The sequence below is a fragment of the Candidatus Mancarchaeum acidiphilum genome (assembly GCF_002214165.1).
In the GTDB taxonomy this organism is placed as follows: domain Archaea; phylum Micrarchaeota; class Micrarchaeia; order Micrarchaeales; family Micrarchaeaceae; genus Mancarchaeum; species Mancarchaeum acidiphilum.
In genome coordinates, this window is record NZ_CP019964.1 from 475,215 (window position 1) to 490,947 (window position 15,733).

General features: G+C 41.8%; 17 protein-coding genes. 8 read left to right on the plus strand and 9 right to left on the minus strand.

Translation table 11 applies throughout. The features are described 5' to 3' along the window. Positions 1-32: 32 nt before the first annotated feature. From Mia14_RS02570 to Mia14_RS02595, 7 genes are all read right to left on the minus strand, one after another. Complete coding sequence (locus Mia14_RS02570) at positions 33-824, minus strand: NAD(+)/NADH kinase (protein WP_157891439.1); 792 nt, start codon at positions 822-824, stop codon at positions 33-35. A gap of 49 nt (positions 825-873) precedes the next feature. After that, a complete protein-coding gene (locus tag Mia14_RS02575; RefSeq protein ID WP_088820086.1) occupies positions 874-1,902 on the minus strand; it encodes a hypothetical protein in 1,029 nt (342 codons plus the stop codon). A 57-nt stretch (positions 1,903-1,959) separates the two neighbouring features. Continuing rightward, positions 1,960-2,379 carry an acyl-CoA thioesterase gene (locus Mia14_RS02580; protein WP_088820088.1) on the minus strand — a complete coding sequence of 140 codons (420 nt, stop codon included), beginning with the start codon at positions 2,377-2,379 and terminating at the stop codon, positions 1,960-1,962. A gap of 50 nt (positions 2,380-2,429) precedes the next feature. Further along, positions 2,430-2,564, minus strand: coding sequence for a hypothetical protein (locus Mia14_RS05225; protein WP_269799402.1), 135 nt, complete (start codon positions 2,562-2,564; stop codon positions 2,430-2,432). 19 nt (positions 2,565-2,583) lie between these two features. After that, positions 2,584-3,783 carry a methionine adenosyltransferase gene (locus Mia14_RS02585; protein ID WP_088820089.1) on the minus strand — a complete coding sequence of 400 codons (1,200 nt, stop codon included), beginning with the start codon at positions 3,781-3,783 and terminating at the stop codon, positions 2,584-2,586. A 127-nt stretch (positions 3,784-3,910) separates the two neighbouring features. After that, positions 3,911-4,486, minus strand: coding sequence for a hypothetical protein (locus Mia14_RS02590; protein ID WP_088820091.1), 576 nt, complete (start codon positions 4,484-4,486; stop codon positions 3,911-3,913). A gap of 16 nt (positions 4,487-4,502) precedes the next feature. Further along, positions 4,503-4,907, minus strand: coding sequence for a hypothetical protein (locus Mia14_RS02595; protein WP_124216887.1), 405 nt, complete (start codon positions 4,905-4,907; stop codon positions 4,503-4,505). Positions 4,908-5,021: 114 nt separating this feature from the next. On the opposite strand from Mia14_RS02595, the gene Mia14_RS02600 reads away from it, so the two are divergent. The 7 genes from Mia14_RS02600 (at position 5,022) to Mia14_RS02630 (ending at position 11,644) form a co-directional block, all read left to right on the plus strand. Beyond that, entirely contained in the window at positions 5,022-5,939 is a 918-nt protein-coding gene (locus tag Mia14_RS02600; protein ID WP_088820095.1) for a hypothetical protein, read from the plus strand. 60 nt (positions 5,940-5,999) lie between these two features. Next, entirely contained in the window at positions 6,000-6,260 is a 261-nt protein-coding gene (locus Mia14_RS02605) for a pro-sigmaK processing inhibitor BofA family protein (protein WP_088820097.1), read from the plus strand. Positions 6,261-6,293: 33 nt separating this feature from the next. Then, positions 6,294-7,145 (plus strand): class I SAM-dependent methyltransferase, encoded by an 852-nt coding sequence (locus Mia14_RS02610; RefSeq protein WP_088820099.1) that lies wholly within the window; start codon positions 6,294-6,296, stop codon positions 7,143-7,145. Beyond that, positions 7,120-8,298, plus strand: a complete 1,179-nt coding sequence (locus tag Mia14_RS02615) for a class I SAM-dependent methyltransferase (protein WP_088820101.1) — start codon at positions 7,120-7,122, stop codon at positions 8,296-8,298. The genes Mia14_RS02610 and Mia14_RS02615 overlap by 26 nt, the downstream gene beginning before the upstream one ends. Positions 8,299-8,456: 158 nt before the next feature. Beyond that, entirely contained in the window at positions 8,457-9,704 is a 1,248-nt protein-coding gene (locus tag Mia14_RS02620) for an RNA-guided endonuclease InsQ/TnpB family protein (protein WP_088820102.1), read from the plus strand. Between the two features lie 54 nt (positions 9,705-9,758). Then, complete coding sequence (locus Mia14_RS02625) at positions 9,759-10,592, plus strand: HAD hydrolase family protein (RefSeq protein ID WP_088820104.1); 834 nt, start codon at positions 9,759-9,761, stop codon at positions 10,590-10,592. Between the two features lie 14 nt (positions 10,593-10,606). Further along, on the plus strand, positions 10,607-11,644 hold the full coding sequence (locus tag Mia14_RS02630) for a glycosyltransferase family 2 protein (RefSeq protein WP_232780204.1): 1,038 nt from the start codon (positions 10,607-10,609) through the stop codon (positions 11,642-11,644). Positions 11,645-11,652: 8 nt separating this feature from the next. Here Mia14_RS02630 and Mia14_RS02635 read toward each other — a convergent pair whose 3' ends face one another. Next, a complete protein-coding gene (locus tag Mia14_RS02635; RefSeq protein WP_088820108.1) occupies positions 11,653-12,219 on the minus strand; it encodes a YdcF family protein in 567 nt (188 codons plus the stop codon). Between the two features lie 185 nt (positions 12,220-12,404). Here Mia14_RS02635 and thpR point away from each other — a divergent pair, with 185 nt between their 5' ends. Then, positions 12,405-12,950, plus strand: coding sequence for an RNA 2',3'-cyclic phosphodiesterase (gene thpR, locus Mia14_RS02640; protein ID WP_088820110.1), 546 nt, complete (start codon positions 12,405-12,407; stop codon positions 12,948-12,950). 39 nt (positions 12,951-12,989) lie between these two features. Here thpR and Mia14_RS02645 read toward each other — a convergent pair whose 3' ends face one another. After that, positions 12,990-15,689: an ATP-dependent DNA helicase gene (locus tag Mia14_RS02645; RefSeq protein ID WP_198539368.1), complete on the minus strand. Its 2,700-nt coding sequence runs from the start codon at positions 15,687-15,689 to the stop codon at positions 12,990-12,992. Positions 15,690-15,733 lie beyond the last annotated feature (44 nt).

The following is a 15,733-nucleotide window of genomic DNA, read 5'->3' on the forward strand; positions in this document are numbered from 1 at the left end:
ATAGTTATTGAATTGGTATGGTATAGTGCTGTTTAGAACTTTTCAAGCATCCTGCTCTTTATTAGCTTTTCAAGCTTCTCCGAGAATGTCTCGTATAAGCCATTGAACTTTACCACCTTCAGAGCATTATCTGATAAGCTTACAGAGAATTCATCCCCCTTGCTCAATGTGGCTATGGTTTTTTCATCTGATTTGAGTATGCCCTTGTATTTTGCCACCTTTGCATAGATTGTTGCACCAGAATTCACGATTATTGAGTTTTTGAAAGGGCCGCTCGCATTCAGGAACGTAAGGCACATTGTGCCTTCGTCAAGTATTATAGGGCCGTTCGCTGACATGTTGTATGCGGTTGAACCTATCGTGCTTGTGATTAGCATCCCGTCCCCTGCCATCACATATGGATAAAGGCGCTCCCTCTTGCCTCTAAGTTTCATGTAGAGCTCGAAGTACACGTTACCGGAGTAATTTCTGAGAAGCGCCTCGTTGATTGCGTAATAGGATTTGTTCTTATAGGTTACTTTTATCTTGTTTGATAATTCCACCACCTTGTAATCCCCTTTTTTGAGCATCTTGATGGCAGTTTCCATGCTTGATAGATCAATATCCGAATAATAGGAAGCACTGCCCTTTTCCAACCCGTTTATTGGAAGTATAGGGCCGTTGAACATCCGGGAAGATTCTATAAAAGTGCCATCGCCCCCGATTGAAATGCATATGTCTGCTTTTTCGTCAGGCGACTCTACGGTTTCAAAATTGGCTTTGATTAAGCTTATCTCTTTATAGTCTCTTTTGGCATTTATGAAGACTTTCTTTACCCGCTTCATTGGATCAGACATATTTATAGGGCAATAAATAAATTGGTGATATATGAAATTATCTTTTGTAACTTTTTAGCCTCTTTCCCGGGTGGTCCTTTACGCTTTCACTTAATCCGTCCTTGTTTAAGACCAAGCTTGGATGAATCCCAGTATTCCCATACGATCCATCCGAATATGAATAGAGGAGCATCTTGGCCTTCTGCTTCTCCATTATTACCGCCCTTGTGGTCTCCACCGAAGCCGACATGTACATGCTTCCGTTCTTTATCTTTTCATTGCTGGATATTGCTTGGAGCACCTCATACCCCGCAGGCCACTTGTACCATCCAAAGTCATTGCTGCATTCAAGATGCTGGCTCTCCTCCTTTATGTTGCTCATTACGTCAAGCTTTATCTCAAATGCATTGGAGGAGTAGATAAAATATTTTCCATTATTCGCTTCGCGCAAGCCCTCCCTTATATCCTGGTCCTTCAAAGTGAAATTTATCTTTTCAGGCAGATTGTATATTGAATAAGATCCGTCTTCGGCTTTAAGCGCCTCGTTAGGGCGCACGTACAGTAGAGGGTTGACATAGTCTGGCTGCCTGTCAAGCTTGACCACCTGCACCAGATTAAGGAATAATTGGTTCTGGTTAATATCGCAAATAGTAACGTTCCTGATGTTGTTGTATCCATTATTGAGGAACATTAATTGTGATATCACCTGCGTGAACCCTCCAGGTATCCCAAGATAGGAGTTAATCCCGTAGGTCAACTCAATATCTCTTACTGTATAAGGAGAGTATAGTTCATTTGAATGGTAATAGACATCGTGCGGGTATAGATATGGATCAAGCAGCTTGAAGTCTTTTATCTCAAGACTGGCAGATTTCTTCCCTTCATAAGCTATCCTGATCGATGTCTTCTCTTTCCTCTTTGCGTACTTGTCAGCCAATGGCCAAAGCTTTTCCCTCAGGTCCCTGAATACAAGGCGCGTTGATCCTAACGACTCATCGGTATCTATCTTATTTATTCCTCTTTCGATAACCTCCGCCACATCCTTGTGGTTTGAGGATACTTCAAGGTTTTTGGATTTGGTTGCCATAGGATCATAGGGATTTTGTCCTACTAAATATATATCTTTTTCCCTAAACGAAGGATGTTACTCATCGGTTTTGTCATCTGATTTCATTATCCTCTTTAGGAGTTCCGAAGGGATCTCGACAGCCTTCCAGAGCTTGTGGTTTATTGACACCATGGTTAGATATCCTTCCGTGCAAAGCTCTCCGGTGTTTACGAGCTTTATCTTTAATTCGTATGTAAGGGCTTTTTTGGATTTTGAGAGCTTTGGATAAAGCTCTATATATATCTCGTCGTTAATGTGAAGGGACTTGTGGTATTGCGCTTTTGATTCGACTACGACAAACCATATGCTGTCGTTTATCGTGTTCGTTTGGAGCTCCAGGACATCCCTCTTGTATCCCTCTATCGCGTCCGTGAAAAATCTGTAATAGGAAGCATAATGCGCAATCCCTTGGTAATCAGTATCATAAACCATAACTTTATCCTTGAACATGTACATTTTACCACAGCAGCCTCTTTGTTTTTAAGTAATTTATGTGTTTTGCAGTTTCACCATATTACTCCTTTGTCGGAGCAGTCCATTACCGCTCCGCAATTGGGGCACCTTAAGTGGCAGGCTTGCACATGAACCATCTTGTGCCCGCATATAAGGCAATGCTCCTCTTCGTCATGATCCTTTTCCATAGCCCTTCCTTCGCAAAGTTCAAAATACCTTGTGCTCCCCTGCTATTATCCCTTTTGTCAGGTACACTATATTGTCAAGCTCTTCCTGCGCCAATTCGTTTACCTTCTTGTTTATCTTGGCAAAATCCTCCTTCTTCTTGGTTGCAATGCTTACGTTTAAGTGCTTTGGGTCGTTAATCGGCCTTCCTATCTGAGACACTATTGAGATGTTGCATTCGGTAACCTGCGGGAAATCCCTTACTATGTCATTTGCAAGCTCATTTGCCAGTATGTTGTATATCTTGCCTATGTGGTTGACTGGGTTCTTCCCTGCGGCTGCCTCAAGGCTCATCATCCTAAAAGGCGTTATCAGCCCGTTTACCCTGTTTCCCCTGCCTACTGATCCGTCATCTCCCGATTCACAGCTCAGCCCGGATTTGGTAAGATATACCACAGACCCTTTTGTGTCGTCTCCGTTGTTCACCACAACATTTATCTTTTTATCCGTGATCCTGCTTGCATTCTCTATTATATCCTTTGTTACCTCTTCTTTGTAAGCAGTGTATTCGCTAAGGCTTGATATGAACTGTGATACAAAAGCTATTGCAACTGTCAGGGTAATCTCATTTCCGTCCCTGACTCCCATGACCTTTACATCTTCTCCTACCGCCGGCTTCTTTGCTTTGTATTCATCGGAATTAAGGAGGTGCTCGGTTTCAAGCACTAATCTTTCAACAGTGGTAAATGGTGCAAACCCTACACCGAAAGACGTGTCGTTTGCAAGAGGCATGTCTATACCCCTCTTGAATATGTTGTTGAGGTCTGATGACCCCTTTATAATCTTTGATACGTAATTGACCTCGTTGTCCACATCAAGGAATCTTGTATGCTTCCTTAGGTAATCCTTTGCCGTATCTATCGCTATCTGGTCCACAGGTATTGTGGTTCCATTGTACTCCTGTGTTGCCCTGCCTGTCATTATAATCTCTATCGGCCTTGTTATCTCTGCACTTCCGAAGGTTGCATTTGATGAACCCCCAATGATAAGCCCTTTATCGACATTGTGGTGCAGGACTTCTCCAAATTCATCAAGGTAAGCATTTGACAAAGCCATGCTTATGCTGTCCATTATGCCGTCGATAAGGCTGTCTGGGTGCCCTATCCCCTTCCTCTCCACATATTCAACCGGCTGATTGTATAAAGGCATTGATTGACTTTCCGAAACTCTAATATTTCCCATGATATCACCACACTTGTTAAAGCTATAAAGAGGGAAACATTAAAAAATAAGTTATATCAAAAGTTTATTGCAATAAAAATTAGGCAAATGCCTTATGGCAAGCTTGCAGGGAGCAAAGGCAAGCGTATTAAGCTTCTCTATCAAAGTTTCCATCTGCATTCAGCTGAAGAACTTCATTGAATACCTTCTGGTAATCCTTGTTTATATCCAATTTTATCATATTGTCCGCCTTGGCATTCTTGTTTATGTGTATCAGGAATGCCGTGCTCTCTACCCCTCTTACCTTCAGCCTCTTATGCCCTAGCAGCACAAGTTCTGTTTCGGCCGGGTATCTATTGAAGTACTCCATGAGCTGATCGGATATTTCCTTCGCTTTCTTCCTGTCTCTTTTATCTATTTCTGAATAAGATTTCAGCAGTATGTTTATTCCCTTTATTATCGTGTTTGCCTTTGCTGTATATATATCTGTAGGGTTGTCGCTTTCCACGAAAAGCATGTTTGGATCGAAATCGCTATTGTAATCTATATAATACATTTGGAATCTTTCATCTAATTTTACGAGCCTTGGATCGTCTATTGCCCTGTCGAATTTGCTGCATTCCGCAAGCAGCTGCCTTGAACGTTCCATTTCCATATCAAATGTAGAGGTATCCATCTTAGCCGCATCCTTATTTTTATCTATTTCTTTTCTTTTTGTAGACAAAATGACCACTTCTTATTCAAAGTTTTATCTGTGCTTCGGCACTGTCTATGTAAAGGCTGAAAGGATAGAAGAAATCGTTGGATTTATATCTTGGGTAGATTCTTGCGTTTATGCTTATAGTGCAGGAATGGCTTGTCTTAATCCTCCTTTCAATTTCATTGAGATTGTTTGATTGCCAATTGAAGTTGTTTATGAATATTGTTATAGGCCTTCCGCTCTCCTTGTAGTTTAGGTTGGTCACCAATCCAATGGAATTCTTCCCCTTTACCTCAATCAGCGCCTTTATCTCAACATCTTCAAGCCTTAGCATGCTGGTTGAATTTGAAATCCTGTATATGTCCTTCAACAATTTAGAATCATGGTCATTGAAAGAGGTTATATCCAATGTATTCCTATAACTATTACGCGTTTTTGACACCATCAAATCACGAATATATTTCCTTACCAAATATATATAATTTACCTAACCCGCTTGGGATTTCCTAAAAAATAAAAACATATTTAAAATTTACATACAACTTAATATGATGCTACTATGTATGCAAACAAAGAGGTTCCGGATAAAGCTGCACTGGGGGTTGACAGCTATTTGGCGTTGCTCAAATTGGATGCGGTAGGCAGTATAAAGGATTCAGAATTTGATTCAAAGGATAGGTCAAGCACCATTAGAAAGATGACTTCTATAATTAACTATCTCTCTAATCCTGGCAGCTTAATGATGGCTAATTCAAATTCAAAATTAAGAAACAGCGAAATTTCACAGGCTTTGGAGAAGGGGCAAGCTGAATGCGAATTGACTTACCTGCTAAGGACTTCTAAAAGATGTGATCCAGATAGGGTATATTTTGACAATAGCCTCGAGTCTTATTTATATGATAATGCAGAGCTTCTTGACAGGATAATTTACAAGCTGATAAATGGCAGGAAGCTTACGGAGAAGGAGGAGATGTATTCGAAAGCTGACAACAATGCGTTGTCGGATATGGGTGTGTTCAGGCTTGGAGACTCGTCATACCTTATGATCATGGACAATTACAGGGATTCCTTCCATCTGATTGAACTGTCAAGCGATGAAAGCATTCCGATAAATAGAATAATGGACAAAAAAGGCAATGTCATAGATATAACGCCTAAAAATTTGATAAACGTAGATATATCACCAGGATTGATATCGGTGAAATCCTATGACCTTGTAAGCTCAAGCTTGGATAGAAAGCAGATCTTGGGGAAGTTTGACATTATAAAAAGCAAGTTCTTGCCTGGATGGAACGCTGCAAGCAACTACAGGTTGAACGTCAATCATTACAATTCCAAATTGGGTGATAGCCAAATAATAAACCTGTCCTGCAATATATTTTATGACAACCTCACCAAAGACAGGTGGATAGCAGCGAAACTTATAAAGTTTATAATGTTTCATGATAATATAGTATCTGGTGCTGAATACCAATGAGAGTTATTTGAGGAATTGCAAATGATACTGGTTTGAAATTATTTATCGGAGTGATGGCAGATGCTTATAGAGATGATTGTACTTTATGGGATTATTGTATTCGCAATCATATTTGGGCTTTATCTGCTGTTCAAGCTTGGCGGAATCATATTGGGGCTTATCGCCAATACTATAATGGGATTGGCGTCAATATTCATAGTCAACTTCTTTTTCGGATTGGGGATAGCGATAAACCTGCTGACAATAGTTCTGGTCGCGATATTCGGGCTTCCCGCTGCTGCAATAATAATAATCTTGAAGATTATTGGCATATCTATATAAAATTTAAATATCTTGGTTGCAGATACTATTTTTATGGAAACTGGATGCTGCATCATATCTGGATACCACATAGAGAGGATACTCAAGAATGATGATGGAGAATTTGATTTAAGCCTGGACTTGGGGCTGACCCGTTCAAAAGTAATAAAATCTAACAATGCGGTAGAGCTTCCAGATGGGCAGAGAATTGGGATTGAACTGCTTAAAAAGATCAATAGGAGAAGGCAGCTTTCCGATTGCTTCATGATAAAGGACAGCTCTCTGCTCTTCATATACCTGTTTGATGGCAATTCGTCATACAAGCTATATGAGCCGGGAATTGACCTGTCCCCAACATTGTGGATAAACGGCAGTGTGATGCACATGATCTCGCATTCAATCCCAATCGAAGAATCAAGGATGAAGGTGAATCTGCTCGGCAAACTGCATGGCAATGTGCTTGACACCTGCTTCGGCCTTGGATACTCCTCTATTGAACTTTCAAAGAAGGGAGCGGATACAGTACACAGCTATGAGATATCAGAAAGCTCCTTGGAGATAGCCAAGGTTAATCCATGGTCAAGGGAGGCATTTTCAAATCCGAAGATAAAACTTGACAATATGGATGTTGCAAAGGGCTTGAGGTCATCCAAGGATGAAGAGTACGATTTCATATTCCATGACCCGCCGAATATAAAGATGGGAGGGGACCTTTACTCCCTGGATTTCTACAAAGATCTTTTCAGAGCATTAAAGCCCAACGGCATACTTTACCACTTTATAGGAAGCGGAAGGGAGGAGGGCAAGCACAAATCGGATTATGTCAGGGGTGCAATGAGCAGGTTAAGGATGGCGGGGTTCAAGAAGATAAAAAGAAGCTATGCGGGAGTCATCGCATCCAAATGAGCTTGATTTGCTTTTCGGATGCGAATCCGAAGTAAAATATATTAAACTAAATTTCAAAAATGAATTGGCTGTTGATTTCATGGAAAAGACAACTTTTGTTAAGGCTAAAAAGAACATTGCCGAAAATGTTCGCAGGCAGCTATTGAAGTTATCGCTGCTCGACAACAGCTTTACCATACTTTCAGATTCCTCCTATATTTATTTCCCGTTAAAGGACCAAAACGGCATACAATCCCTAATGGGCGATTTCGGAGGCGAATTAAAAACAGTCAAAAAATTAGGCGTCAGGATCAATAGGCGAGCAGATGATTACAGATATGGATTGGGCAGCATATTGACCCAAAAGGAGCTCAAGGACTTCTCAAGCGGCTATGATGCCTTTGGCAACATCGCGGTGATAAGCTTGCCGGACAGCCTTGCGGAAAAGGAGAATGATATTGCAAAGATTATCCTGAATTCGAATAAGAACCTTACAACGATACTTAAAAAGGCAGGGCCGGTAAAGGGCGTATACAGGGTTAGGCCCGTCAAGTACCTATTAGGCAAGCGCACGTACATCGCTGATTACAAGGAAAACGGCTGCAGGTTCGTTTTCGATGTGAGAAGGGTGTTCTTTTCGACTAGGCTGGCGTACGAGAGGAACAGGATATCCAATCTTGTCTCCCACGGGGAAACGGTAATGGTCCCTTTTGCCGGGATAGGCCCTTTTGCAATAGAGATAGCGAAGAAGCGCCCCGATGCGGATGTTGTTGCATTGGAGTTGAACAAATATGGCGTCTACTACATGAAGAAGAATATCAAGATAAACAAGGCAAACAACGTTGAGGCGGTTCTCGGTGATTTCCACGAAGCGTCTAAAGGGTACAGGCTGATGTTTGACAGGATCATAATGCCTCTCCCCAAATCAAGCACGGTTTTTCTCGATGATGCAATTGCAGTGGCCAAGAGCACTGCAGTAATACATCTCTATGCTTTCTATGAAAAAGACAGGATAAACGAGCTGAAGGATGAAATAATCGAACATGGGAAAGCAAACAAGTACAAGGTAACCTTCCTTTTCGAGAGAGTCGTTAGGACTTATTCGAAGAGCATGATCGAAGTTGTCCTCGATTACCGCATCGAGAAGCAGAACACTGTTTGGGCGATGCAGTAGCATCGCAATGATCTTTGAATTGATTTTAGTTTTGCATTTAATAATTTAACAAAGTGAGCGGGAAATCCCACACGCTTTAGCGGTGGGATGAAAGTGAACCACAGATATAAGAATATAAAAGTTTCGATGAATAAATAAACAAACGAGAAAGGGATATAATGGAAATTATAAGTGCCTACAAGTTCAGGATCTACCCTGACGCAAAAAGGCAAAAAGAGATAGACCTGCAACTTTTGCTTTCAAAAGAATTCTACAACCTGCTTCTTGAAAAGTCGATAAAATCATATAAAGGAGGTAACAAGAAGCTTTCAATGTCAACCCTGAACAAGTTTGCCAAGGAGATAGAGAAGGACAAGAGATTCCTTCAAATATACTCACAGGTGCGTTGCGAAATAAAATATCGTGTCTTGAAGGCATACAAGAATTTCTTCAGAAGGATAAATGAAAAGAAGCAGGGCAAGAAAGTGAAGGCGGGCTTTCCCCGTTTCAAATCAAAAGACAGGTATTACAGCATAACCTACCCGCAAGACAACGGCTCTTTCAGTATAAAAAAGAAAGGCAAAAAGCACATGCTCAGGGTTTCCAAACTGAGTGGAAGAATAGAAATAGAGTTGCACAGACCAATAGAAGGCAAAATAAAAACACTTACAATAAAGAAAAAGGCTGAAGAATATTTTGCAATCTTTACCACAATCACAGAGACTGAACCTCCAAAAATTGAAGACACGAATCCTGTCGGTATAGATATGGGTTTGCATTCTTTTGTTACAACTTCTGACGGCATGAAGACGGAGAAGCCAAAGTTTGTGAGAAAACATGTGAAGCACATTGCGAGATGGCAAAGAAAAATTGCGAGAAGGGAAAAAGGCTCTGAAAGAAGAGAGAAGGCAAAGCAGCATTTGCAAAATGAATGGGAACATGTTGCAGAGCAATCCAATGACTTCGCTCACAAACTTTCTAGTAAATTAGTAAATTCGGGATATACCTCATTTGCAGTAGAAGGCCTTCATATTCAAAATATGGTAAAAAATCACAATCTTGCACAGTCAATTTATAATGCTTCATGGAACAGGTTCATCCAAATGCTCTCATACAAGGCTGAAAGTGCTGGTATGAAGGTAATAAAGGTAGACGCAAAAGATACGACACAGGAATGTAGCAACTGCCATCATATAAAGGAAGGCAATGAAAGACTGACATTAGGGGACAGAATATACCACTGTAATGTCTGTGGACTGACAATAGACAGGGATATAAACGCGTCAATAAACATACTCAAAAGAGCTACCCTCGGACAGAGGGGAAGTCACGCTCAGAGAGAGGGTGTAAGACCTCAAATGGAGGCAGTTCTCGAGGAACTGAGAACCGCTAAAACACATCCTTTGCAGGATGCAGTGACTGCATGAATGCGAAGGAAGCCCACACCGTTTACGGGTGGGAGGATGTCACCAGTTTAATATTTGTGGGATAAGAGGATGTTCATGGACGGGATTGGTGGATTGGATCTGGGTTATGGCAATAAAAAATCCATAAACCTGGTTACCGATCTAAACGGCACAATAGGAAATGGCACTTTGACTGGTGAGAATGCCGATGCCTTCCAGAGGCTTGTCAATCGTGGTATAAACGTAATACCTGCAACCAGCTACTCGCTTGCTTCGGCTTTTGAAACCTATTTTTCACGGCTTTCCGTAAAGCCTAATATATTGATAGTTGAAAGGGGAAATGCGATAGCTGTTGAAAGGGGGAACGCAAACATAATATCAAGGTTTGCCAAGGCCGGCTTTCGGAATGAGAGGGCTGACGAATACGGATACATCGAATATGTGTTTGGCGATGACAATGAGGAGCTTTCAAGAAAGGTGCTTGATGTGTCAAAGGAGCTTGGCATATCTATTGGGATAGCTCCAATGTATGGGTGCTCAGCCGCAATCAAGATAATGTTCGATGAAAATAAAACTTCCTCACGCCAGTTGGAGGATAGGATGGATAAGCTTGGGATATCAATGCACCGTAATGGGCAGGGAACCGCAACCTTGGTAGATGACAGGTTCAACAAATGGACAAGCTACCTAGAGCTAGTCTCCAAGGGCATTATAGATGACGGATTTCTTATAGGGATAGGGAATGACCTGAACGATGTTCAGCTGCTCAACCACTCTGACATATCAATTCTTGTTGGCAGGAAGATAAATCCTTCAAGGCTGGCAAAGGAAGCATCGTACAAATTTGAAGGGCCTTGGGAATGGCACAAAGTTGAAAGCATAATTGAAAGGTTATTGCACAATAAATAAAAACAAATGATCTGATGGAACCTAAAATATCTGTTATAATAAGCTCTTACAATCGTAAGGAGTTCATACGTGCGGCTGTCCAATCCGTGATGGACCAGACACTTCGGAAGGATCTTTATGAGATAATTGTAGTAAAAAATTTCATTGACGGCGAGATAGATTCCTTCCTTCAGCAAAATAATGTGAAAAACCTTTATTACAGCCCGGATATTGCCAGAGGGGCAGGTACAAAGGCGGTGAAGGGGATAAAGGCCTCCAAGGGTGATGTGATATGCTTTTTGGATGACGATGACGTTTTCTCGAATGACAAGCTTGAGGAGGTATACAAGCTTTTCGCAGATGGCAGGATAGGGTTTTATCACAACGGGCATAAAATTTACTACTCTGGAAAAGCGATAGATGGTACTTGGGCGGACTCCGGAAATTATTACTTAACAGGAAAAGAGGCATTCACAGATGAGGATATTAAATTTTTGGCAAAGCATCAATTCTGGTTCAATAGCAGTTCAATATCTATGAGAAAGGGTATAATAGATCTTGAACTTCTAGGGAAGGTGAATTTCACTATTGATTATTACCTTGCATTTATGGGGATAAACTCCAATATGGATGCGGTTTTTGATTACATGCCATTGACCCTTTATGGGGTCCATAATAGCAATGGAAGCAAGAGCTCAACCGAGGACTTCAAGAAATTCTGCGATTCGCATAATGCTTACAATTCATCGCGCATAGATGACCATATTGCATTGTTTGATTACTTTAAAGGGAAAAAGGTTGGATTGCTGCTAGGCAAGTATTTTTTCAAGAAGAAGCTTGGATACCTGCTATTTTCTTCCAGAGGCAATGCTGCCAAGATTGACTATATCAAAACATCGTTTGACCTGCTCAAATCCGACATTAAGCTCAAAATGTACGGTGACATCGCTGAAGCCATTGGCGGGTGCACACTTTTCCTGATAAGCCCCAACTCATTGAGAAGGAGGCTTTACAAGATGTATCTTAAAAATGAGGAAGAAAGAGAAAGGTTATTGGAAAGGCGGCAAGGTTAATCCATAGCCTATTTCTTGTAATACTCGTGGAACTTGTAGAGCCTGTATTTTATCTCTTCCATATCCCCTGGAGTTATCCCTTCAAAAAATTTCTCCGCCAGTGCCATCGACTTCTTTTCATGCTCCTGCAGCTCGTTGTCTAAATCTTCATCGTGGTAATCAAAGCAGTGGTCAAAATTCATCTTGTACTTATCCCCGAAAGTCATCTCGAAGATGTATTTTGACCTTTTCATGTGCCAGCATGATGTCACTATATACACGGTCGATATTCCGCTCAGCCCATTGAGTTTAAGCATTGAGAAGTATGCATTTCCTATCGTGTCGAGCGCCGATTCCTCCTTTATTATCTTGTCGTTTGGCACGCCTATCGAAACGAGATAGTTTTCCATTATCTCCGCCTCCGACATATTTATGGAGGGGTTTGTAGTGCCTCCTGAAACGATTACCTGGCTTATAGACCCGTTCTTGAACAGATCCTGTGCGACTGATAGCCTTCCTTTGAGCTCATCGTCTATATCACTGTCGGAATACTGCTTTGATCCAAGGACTACAGCAATTTTAGATCCTGCCTGCATATTAATCGGTTTATTTATTCATGTAAAAGGATTTATTTTTTGCTTTATTGTTCATTATAGCAATTTACATTCCTTTGTCTCTCGTTTATGGCAAAAGGATTACTGGTTTTATCTTTTGATCCTCATAGGTTTATAGTAAGATTGTGGATACCAATTTATACCGAACTGCATAAAAATACTACTGTATGAGGGCTTTTATCTCTATTGATATTCCAGATGAGGCAGCAGGGGGCATAACTGAATTCCAGAGCGGTATGCGGAAACAGCTGGGCGTAAGCTTTGCTGCAGCGGATAAACTCCATATAACAATGATGTTCTTCCCCGACCTTGACAGCAACGGATTGGCAAGCTTGGCGTCAAATTTTTCAATGCTGAAGTTCAACAGATTCAAGGTTTCATTGAATGGCGTGGGCCTGTTCACTCCAAGAATCCCGAGGGTGCTTTATATAGGTGCTTCATCAGAGCATGGGGAAATGCAGCAGCTTTATAAGATGATGCATTCGCTGGCATTGGATAAAGGCATCAATTTCGATGAAAAAAGATTTGTCCCGCACCTTACAATTGGAAGGATAAAGGGGCATGTAAACAGGATAAAGCTCCTCAATGCGATAAAGAGGTTTGAAGGATACGATTTTGGTTCGTTCATTTGCAGCGGATTCTCGATAAAAGAGAGCACGTTCGTAGACAGGTCCACCGAATACAAGGACCTGTTCACCAAAAAGCTTGATTGAGGGATCCTGAAAGAATTCGCATTCGCGTGGTATTTGCTGTCACATTGAATCTATTATTCTTTCAAGCAGCAGATCGCTTTCGCCTTCGGCTGCCTTCTTCACTATATCAACAAACTTGCCGGGATCCTTCTTGCATTCAAGGAAATCGTTCGTTTTCTTCAAGAAATTGTTCAGGAGCGTTTTGGAATTGCCTGTATCGACTATATCGTATTCCATTTTGCCTGTATTTATCTTTCCTTTTAGACCCAGGTACATCACCTTGGAGCTTATCTTGTCCAATTGTACGTTGTGCTTCAAAGAGTATAGCTTTCTGTATACCTCCAGCTGCTTCCTATGTGCGGTGTTGTAATCCTCGGTCTTGTCCGTCTTGTAGTCTATAAGTATGTATCTCCCGTTTTCATCTGCATATACCGCGTCTATTTTTCCATGGAATGACATTTCGTCGGGTGCACTGCTTAAGAGAGAATTTAGGGGCACTGCTATACTCTCTTCTGCCGCGACCTGCTCTGCCCCGGTCGTCTTCGTGAGCTCGGCCCTTGCGGCTTTTAGGTTGTCGAAGTACGGCTTTTCCTCCTCATCCATGCTTGCTTCATCCACATTTCCGTGGAACATGCTCTCCGCTATCTGATGCACTCCCAATCCTTTGCTTAAAGACACATTCCCATAGTTTATCCCCAATATGACGTATTTGAGGAAATCCGCAGGTTTGTCAAATTTATCTATAGTTGAGAACGATATCGCGTTTATCCTGCTGAAATAGTCCTTTACCTCGTTATACGCCCATGGCTCCTTATACGAAAGGGCCTTCATTGCGCCTTCATAATCCTTGTTCACGAACATTGAATAGGCTTCGTCGTACTTCCTGTGCTCGGGCTCCGGCATGATGTCGTCCTTTATGTCTATCTCCTCCGATATTCCATCCACCTTGTGCGAATTGAGGAATTTTGCATCTGCAACTATGTATAGAAGGTCTTTTGCCCTGGTAATCGCAACGAAGTCAACCCTCGACTCCTCGTCGCTTAATTCATCCCTTACCTCAATTCCTATCGTTGCCTTTATTACCGCCAATGTTACAACGTCTATAAAGCTAAGATTGTTCCTTTCCGACTGCTTTGGGATGTATATCACATTCTTGAATTCAAGCCCCTTTGCCTTGTGCACCGTTGTCAGAGTAACCCCCTCATCGGTTGTTGGAGGCTGATAGTCCTCCTGGGTTATCGATATGTAGTCGAAAAGCTCTTTTGGATCGTTGTTATAGCCGATTAATTCGTAGAACTCATTTATGCTGTTAAGTACGGTCCTTGCGGTTATAAAGTAATCCATGCCGATCTGCGCGGATATGGGGAATATTACATCTTGGAACAAGCGGTTCAGTCCGATCCTTCCGGAGCAGCTTTCGCGAAGCTCGAAAAATTTAGGGGCTCTGCTCTTGATTTCCTTTATCGTGCTGCACTCTTTGCTGATGGCTATCGCCTTGTATGTCGGCAGCCCAGCGAATGCGGTATTCAGGGCATTGATTATGTATTCCGTATCCTCATAAAAGAATCCCTTAAGGTAATTGACAATCTCGGCCTTGGCTGCTTCCGAGGTGGAATTGCTTGCCGTTGTCTTGTACTTTATTCCCTCAGAGTCAAGCAGCCTTGAAACGGCCAAGAGCTGGCCGTTTGTCCTTGTTATTATTGCGGTATCGTTCAGTTCATCCCCTAATTCCTTAAGCACTTTTACTGCGGGCCCGAATGACTTTTGGGAATTTACCATCCTCACCTTCCCTCCCTCTTCACTGCTTGAGAAGTCCTTGAGCTCCTCAATATATGAATCAACCTCCTCCCTGCTTTTTATATTGTTTATAAATGCATTTTTCGCATATTCGACTATCCTGTCCTTGCTCCTGTAGTTCTTGCTCAAGTGCTCTAGCTGCAATCCGGATTTGCTGAAATGATTGAAATTGCCTATGCTGCCGCCTTGGAACCCGAATATGGATTGTTTTCTGTCCCCTACCAGGAATAGCGAATCCCCGCTCATCACCGCAATATTTGCCTCCATCTCGTTTACGTCCTGGAGCTCGTCTACAAGCACCCATTTGTAGTGCCTTGCATTTCTGTCGTAATGCTCTATGAATTTAAGGAGCATGTCGTTGTAATCTATAAAGCCCTCTTTCTTGCTGCTCTCGTAGTCCTTGAACGCGGAAACAAAGTAGTCAAGGAATTTCTCAACCTCCTCCAACGTTACGGATTGTATTCTTGAATCATTGTATATCTCCCTTATGTTTTCCCTTGCCTTATCCATATCTATCTTTTCGGGCGTTATACCAAAGCTTTTCATATACCTTATCGCGTTTTCGGTATTCGGCATCAATGTTGATATTATGTGGTCCTTTGAGTAATTGAATGCCTTGTTGGCTTCAAAGCTCTTGTAGATTGAATAGCGCATTATGTTGTTGCTTACAAGCTGGTATGAATTGCCGATTTCCTGCAGGTAATCGAGTGCATAGCTGTGGAAAGTCGATATCTTCAGGTCGGCAATCCTTGATTGGTCTATCCCCTTATCCTTTGACATCTTGAATATCTTGCTCTGCATCTCGGCTGCCGCTTTCTCTGTAAATGTGATGCAGAGTATATCCTTTGATTGCACTCCTCCAATGAGAAGCTCTATAACCTTATTCGCAAGGCGGGTCGTCTTTCCCGTCCCCGGGCTTGCGATAACAATGGTCCCGTTCAAATTGCTTACTTTATTGTCCATATCAACACCGGTAAAACAGTCTCCTTGCATGCAAGATTACGCTC

What these genes read in the sequence shown, in the direction of transcription:
- Mia14_RS02570 (WP_157891439.1), bottom strand. Translation starts at nt 824, where the DNA reads ATGAAGCGGGTAAAGAAAGTCTTCATAAATGCCAAAAGAGACTATAAA.
- Mia14_RS02575 (WP_088820086.1), bottom strand. Translation starts at nt 1,902, where the DNA reads ATGGCAACCAAATCCAAAAACCTTGAAGTATCCTCAAACCACAAGGAT.
- Mia14_RS02580 (WP_088820088.1), bottom strand. Translation starts at nt 2,379, where the DNA reads ATGTACATGTTCAAGGATAAAGTTATGGTTTATGATACTGATTACCAA.
- Mia14_RS05225 (WP_269799402.1), bottom strand. Translation starts at nt 2,564, where the DNA reads ATGGAAAAGGATCATGACGAAGAGGAGCATTGCCTTATATGCGGGCAC.
- Mia14_RS02585 (WP_088820089.1), bottom strand. Translation starts at nt 3,783, where the DNA reads ATGGGAAATATTAGAGTTTCGGAAAGTCAATCAATGCCTTTATACAAT.
- Mia14_RS02595 (WP_124216887.1), bottom strand. Translation starts at nt 4,907, where the DNA reads ATGGTGTCAAAAACGCGTAATAGTTATAGGAATACATTGGATATAACC.
- Mia14_RS02600 (WP_088820095.1), top strand. Translation starts at nt 5,022, where the DNA reads ATGTATGCAAACAAAGAGGTTCCGGATAAAGCTGCACTGGGGGTTGAC.
- Mia14_RS02605 (WP_088820097.1), top strand. Translation starts at nt 6,000, where the DNA reads ATGCTTATAGAGATGATTGTACTTTATGGGATTATTGTATTCGCAATC.
- Mia14_RS02610 (WP_088820099.1), top strand. Translation starts at nt 6,294, where the DNA reads ATGGAAACTGGATGCTGCATCATATCTGGATACCACATAGAGAGGATA.
- Mia14_RS02615 (WP_088820101.1), top strand. Translation starts at nt 7,120, where the DNA reads ATGCGGGAGTCATCGCATCCAAATGAGCTTGATTTGCTTTTCGGATGC.
- Mia14_RS02620 (WP_088820102.1), top strand. Translation starts at nt 8,457, where the DNA reads ATGGAAATTATAAGTGCCTACAAGTTCAGGATCTACCCTGACGCAAAA.
- Mia14_RS02630 (WP_232780204.1), top strand. Translation starts at nt 10,607, where the DNA reads ATGGAACCTAAAATATCTGTTATAATAAGCTCTTACAATCGTAAGGAG.
- Mia14_RS02635 (WP_088820108.1), bottom strand. Translation starts at nt 12,219, where the DNA reads ATGCAGGCAGGATCTAAAATTGCTGTAGTCCTTGGATCAAAGCAGTAT.
- thpR (WP_088820110.1), top strand. Translation starts at nt 12,405, where the DNA reads ATGAGGGCTTTTATCTCTATTGATATTCCAGATGAGGCAGCAGGGGGC.
- Mia14_RS02645 (WP_198539368.1), bottom strand. Translation starts at nt 15,689, where the DNA reads ATGGACAATAAAGTAAGCAATTTGAACGGGACCATTGTTATCGCAAGC.